Below are 4,899 nucleotides of genomic sequence, written 5' to 3'. Positions count from 1 at the left end.
ATTATGGTTGGTGGAACCCGCCCCTACCGATTTTAATTATGATTCAGCTTATTCAGTCAACTCATTTAACCCCGAAATAATATTCTCGCCTAGCACTAACGCATTTCTCGCTTCTCTTTGTAAGTTAAACATAGTATCGTCATAATCAGCTTTATTCCTAAGTTCTCTCAATCTGCTTAAATTTTCACCTATTTTGACCAGGTTTTTCTTTTTAGTTGGGTGGTATATAAATTATTCTGCTACATATTGATGTTCGTTGCTATCGCGATTCTTACGAAAAAGTCTTGGGTCTTTTTCAATGTCGCGCAAGTAATTTCGCGCTAGGCAAAATGTCGAATAGTATGCTCTACTTATCGCCGATCGCAACTTGGCTTCCCTGTTATCTGAACTTTCACTATTCGTGGCCGCTAACTCTTGAGCTAAATTAAAATACTCAGACCAATCAAATCTCATTTTACTCCCATTCAAGGCTAATATGTAAATCATTTTTGGGGGCAGCTATTTTAGCTTCAAGCCACCAACTATCATCAAGGATGTTTAACTTGGCAAAAGCTTCCTCGACTTCGAGTTTAGTGTAGATAGCAATCCACAGCGATCGCCAATTGGCAATTTCTGGATCGGTTTTCACTTCCAAGCCTAATCTTTCCGTAGGAAACAGCGCTCGAATGCGATCGTAAGCTTCTAGAATCAAAGGTGCGATCGCTTCTTGTTCCATGATGATTTGAAAACTTTCTATAGGGTTTTCAACCGCGTACAGGCTTTTGATTTTATTAAAAGATGCAATGAAATTGTCAAAGGCTTTAGCTATTTCAGAGGGATTTTCCCTTTCTTCATGCGGCTGAGGAAAGGAAGGGCTTAAATTTGCAGCATCCGTGCTGTAAATGCTGTCACTTCTCTCGTTGTAGCGTTTGTCTTTTGATTTTGCTTGGTACTGAGCTTGTAAGTCGAGGCGTTCTTTTGTGTAAATTTCGTTCAGAGTGTGGTTTTGTTCGGCTAATTTTTCTAAAGCCAATATCTGACGACTTATATTCTCTTCCAAGTCGCCAAGCTGGACAGATGAATCGAGTTTAGCTAAAGCAGCGCCAAGGGCTTGCAGACTAATAATGTCTCTTGCTTTCATAATAGTCGATGGTTGGGAGGTTAGGGATTAACTTTACCAGTAATCGTGAAACCTGTCTGGATCTTCTAGCAGATTTGGCGGTTGAATGTACCTTTGGTTCGTAGAGGCGGGTTCACCAACAATATATAACGATGACCAACAATCTATATAAACCCGCCCCCACCCCACGGCCAATCTGAATGTAAATTTCGATTTACCGTGGGGAGAGGGCGGGTTTTCGAGATTGTTTTTTCCCGGCGATTATGGTTTGTGAAACCCGCCACTACGATCGCACAAATTAGACGATCGCGAATCAACGAGACATGATATTAGAGAACTCCATAATTCATCCGTGTATCCGTGTCAAAATCCGTGTCGTGCCTTCTTCCTTACCCTAAAAAGAAATAATCAAGTAACCATTCAGGAACTTAGCACCAGTAACAGATTTCCCAGTTAGCGCCGGAGGCAGCAAAATATTGCGCCGCTGATCGCCCGCTTCGATCGTCACTTCCGGCCCGGATTGAATCAATTTAATTTCTTTCTTGTCAAACCCAGGCAAAAACAAACTAACTTGACGCTGTGCAATGTTTATGTTAATGGGTTGAGGAGCTTTTGCGGCCTGAGAAAAATCTGGCAAAGCATCAATTAGCGGCTGCCAATTATTGTCACTGTGCGCCGGAACCGAAACAGCCGTCAAAGGATCAAACTCGGCAGTAATAGCTTCTGTAACCGGTGCTTGATTAACAATGACACCGCCCACAGTCAAACTAACTTGTTGAGAACTTCCCCAAAGATAGCGGGCAGTTGCGATCGCACTTGCATCTCCAGTCGTCACCAAAAAAGCCGCCGTGCGGTTCGGATCTGCCAGCGCTTCCTTACCCTTATCCAAAAGATTATCGACTTGCTTAGTAGATTGAAAAGCATTGTCTCCCGACATATCCACAGTCAACACGGTACTGACAAGCGGTTGAATAAAAGGCGACGACGACAAAGCTTTACCCAAATCCGAATCTACCAAAGCTTGGCGGAAGCGGCGGATGTACCAACTCAGAATTTCCGGCATTCCCAGCATCCGCAGCGTATCCATGCCGCCATTGCCGTCATAAACAATTACATCGTATTGTTTGCTGTCGTCGTATTCCCGAACTTCGTTCAACGCCAGCGCGCTGTCCATTCCCGGTAACACCCCTAATTCTTGACCGTAAATCTGCTTGAAAAAGGGAGTGCGGACATATTGAGCTTCTAGTTGTTTAACTTCGTCCCACCTGCGTTCTAGCAGTGGCCCGCTTTGCACCTGAACTGCTTTGAGGTTGGGGGCGATTTCCTGGGGGCACAGAGTCAGGGGAACCCCTAGCAGAATACCCAATGCAGGGCCTGGATCTTGGCCGAGCAGCAGAACTCGCTTGCCTTGAGCGGCATATTTTTTAGCTGTTGCGATCGCGATCGTACTGCGGCCAGTGCCGCCTTTGCCCAAAAATGTCAAAATCAAAGCCATTTTCTGTTCTCACTGCCAAAGCTTACTCTTTAACATTTAAGCGCAACCTTCAGCGAGAGTGGGGGAGGGGGAGAGTGAAGGAAGAGGAGAGGCGGCGAGTGGGAGAGTGGGAGAGGGGGAGAGTAGGAGACGAAAGGAAACACAGTTAAATTCAATCCGTGTATCCGTGTCCGAATCCGTGTCGTGCCCCCCTTCCTTCAACATCTGTTAAACGGGTTCTAGCTCATCTTCAAAGAACCAAGTCGAAAAACCGTCAAACTTGACAACCACGCCTACTCCGCTACCGTCAACCATTCTGAATCCGTCAACAGTGCCTACTGGATTCTCCTTTATCTTGCCCACTATATTTGCAGGTATCCGATCTCTGAGACGGCGCACCTTCACTCTCTGACCTACTTCTATTGCCACTGAAATTGTTCTCCTGCTCTATACAACCGTTTATTTTACAGTTTGGCGTCTACTTCGGAACAGCAACACCCTCCGTCGATCGCTCCCTATGATTTTCCATCGAAATTTCCACCAACTTTCCCTAAAAGACGGTATTCTAGTCCGAGTTGGTCGATCGTCTACCCTGATTCGCTTGGGTTTGCTTCATCATGTTTCACAGCGGCAAGCTCCACTGGCAGAGGCTGTTCAACACTTAGATAATTATTCTTTATCGCTTCCCAAAAATAATCTTTTTATTAATTGCCACAACTACAGGGTTTCTCTCAAATTAGTCATCCTTCCGGCAGAGGCCAAAAGGCCTTCAAAAACAGTAATTAATTTTATGTTTGCTATATATAAATCAGCGCTCTCTGATGTTGACAGCGGCGAAATTTCATGCTGCAAAGGACTTTGAGTCGGGTTGGCACAAAATTCCGAAGGTCAGATTTGAGGAAACTCCCAGGTTGTAACAGTTTACTAAAATATGACCCTAAAAAAAGTTTTAATGCTAAACTTTCAGGCTGATAAAATTTATTTTTGCTGCTGTGTTACGGCATAAAAAGTGGAACGATTGCCGGATTTAGGGAGTCTAATAGAGGAAAGGAAGTCCAGGAACTTCAATATGACAAAATTGAAATTATGAATAAAATTTTTACCTGTGGGCGATCGACCAAAATTCCGCTCCTAAGTTTGTCCTTGGCTGTGCTGGCGAGTCTGTCGCCCTTTCGTGGGACGATCGCCAGTCCGCCCTCTCCATCCCCCAAACAGCCGTCCAACACTACTAAAATTGTCTCAGTCGATCGACCGCCAGCACTACCAATTGGCTCAAAATCTCCAACAAATCCGGCAACACTGGCGGCGAATTCATCCCCAGCAGAGACGATAAAAGCTCAGGGAACAGCGACGGGGCGATCGCTCGAAATAGAAGAAATTCGCGGTACAGTCAGCTTTAAAGGGCGGCCAGCGGTTGTGGGCGATCGGCTACTCGCCCCCGGAGACGAAATCATCACCGGCCCCGATTCCACAGCCCGTTTAGGCATCGACAACAACATCGGCGTCGTGGAAGTTGCCGAAAAAACCGCAGTCAGAATATCCAATTTGTCAAGCAGTGCAGGTGGTGAAAAAGACACAGCCATTTTTGTCAGCAGGGGGCGAGTCAGGTTGTCCATCGGCAAAACTGCTGCGACAACTCCCGCAGCCAACACCTCAACAATTATCCCGCCCAACCAAATAGTCGCCCTCAATACCTTCAGCGGACTCGGCAAATCCAGTCAAATTGCCCAACAAAAAAGGTCTGCCAAAAGGGCCCCAGTCAGGGTTGAAACCCCAGAAGGCGTTGCCGGAGTCCGCGGCACCTCCTTTGGTGTCAGCGTCGGCGGCGACAAAACCGCAGTCGAAACTATTGAAGGTGAAGTCGTAGTATCCGGCAACACCGACTCAGAAGTAGTTCTCAACAGCGGCAACTCCACGACTATTTTCCCTCAAACCTCACCCGTGGCGCCCTCAGCCAGCCCTCGCCTAGCTAAACTCAAAGTCCGCAGTTTGTTGAGAGTCAGCGGCAATATCTATCGCCTCAGCGGTCAAATTAACCCGATCGACACAGTTTATGTCAACAACGAAGAAATTAAGATCGATCGAAAGGGCAACTTCAAAATCCAAGGAATTTTACCTCCAAGTCGCCGCCTCAAAATCGTAGTGCGAGGCCCGTCAGTCACAGAAAGGCATTACAGCTTCGCAGTTCGCTAAACAACCTATCGTCGCGAGTAATGTACGCGGGCAGTCTCTGAGGACGTGAGTTAGATCTGAGATGTTGCACCATTCTCAATAAGCTTTTTAGGAACAGGCTTTCCGGCCTGTTCCACAAGAAAATTCACTCTTT

5 protein-coding genes are annotated in these 4,899 nt (G+C 46.3%); 1 reads left to right on the top strand and 4 read right to left on the bottom strand.

The window, feature by feature from the left end; all coding sequences use genetic code 11:
- Positions 1 to 231: 231 nt before the first annotated feature.
- From QT992_RS23380 to petP, 4 genes are all read right to left on the bottom strand, one after another.
- A complete protein-coding gene (locus QT992_RS23380) occupies positions 232 to 453 on the bottom strand; it encodes a hypothetical protein (protein WP_333338712.1) in 222 nt (73 codons plus the stop codon).
- Between the two features lies 1 nt (position 454).
- The gene (locus tag QT992_RS23375; protein WP_333338709.1) at positions 455 to 1,120 is read right to left on the bottom strand and encodes a hypothetical protein; all 666 of its coding nucleotides are present in this window, start codon (positions 1,118 to 1,120) and stop codon (positions 455 to 457) included.
- Positions 1,121 to 1,493: 373 nt separating this feature from the next.
- Positions 1,494 to 2,594, bottom strand: coding sequence for a Get3/ArsA fold putative tail anchor-mediating ATPase NosAFP (locus QT992_RS23370; RefSeq protein ID WP_333338707.1), 1,101 nt, complete (start codon positions 2,592 to 2,594; stop codon positions 1,494 to 1,496).
- 207 nt (positions 2,595 to 2,801) lie between these two features.
- Entirely contained in the window at positions 2,802 to 3,002 is a 201-nt protein-coding gene (petP, locus tag QT992_RS23365) for a cytochrome b6f subunit PetP (protein ID WP_333338704.1), read from the bottom strand.
- A 657-nt stretch (positions 3,003 to 3,659) separates the two neighbouring features.
- Here petP and QT992_RS23360 point away from each other — a divergent pair.
- Positions 3,660 to 4,766 carry a FecR domain-containing protein gene (locus tag QT992_RS23360; RefSeq protein ID WP_333338702.1) on the top strand — a complete coding sequence of 369 codons (1,107 nt, stop codon included), beginning with the start codon at positions 3,660 to 3,662 and terminating at the stop codon, positions 4,764 to 4,766.
- Positions 4,767 to 4,899: the final 133 nt, after the last annotated feature.

The organism is Microcoleus sp. T3_D1, assembly GCF_036700405.1.
GTDB lineage: Bacteria > Cyanobacteriota > Cyanobacteriia > Cyanobacteriales > Microcoleaceae > Microcoleus.
This window is presented reverse-complemented; position numbering and strand designations above follow the sequence as displayed.

Bases quoted from the DNA above. Each gene is read 5' to 3' on its own strand.
- QT992_RS23380 (WP_333338712.1), bottom strand. From the start codon at position 453: ATGAGATTTGATTGGTCTGAGTATTTTAATTTAGCTCAAGAGTTAGCG.
- QT992_RS23375 (WP_333338709.1), bottom strand. From the start codon at position 1,120: ATGAAAGCAAGAGACATTATTAGTCTGCAAGCCCTTGGCGCTGCTTTA.
- QT992_RS23370 (WP_333338707.1), bottom strand. From the start codon at position 2,594: ATGGCTTTGATTTTGACATTTTTGGGCAAAGGCGGCACTGGCCGCAGT.
- QT992_RS23360 (WP_333338702.1), top strand. From the start codon at position 3,660: ATGAATAAAATTTTTACCTGTGGGCGATCGACCAAAATTCCGCTCCTA.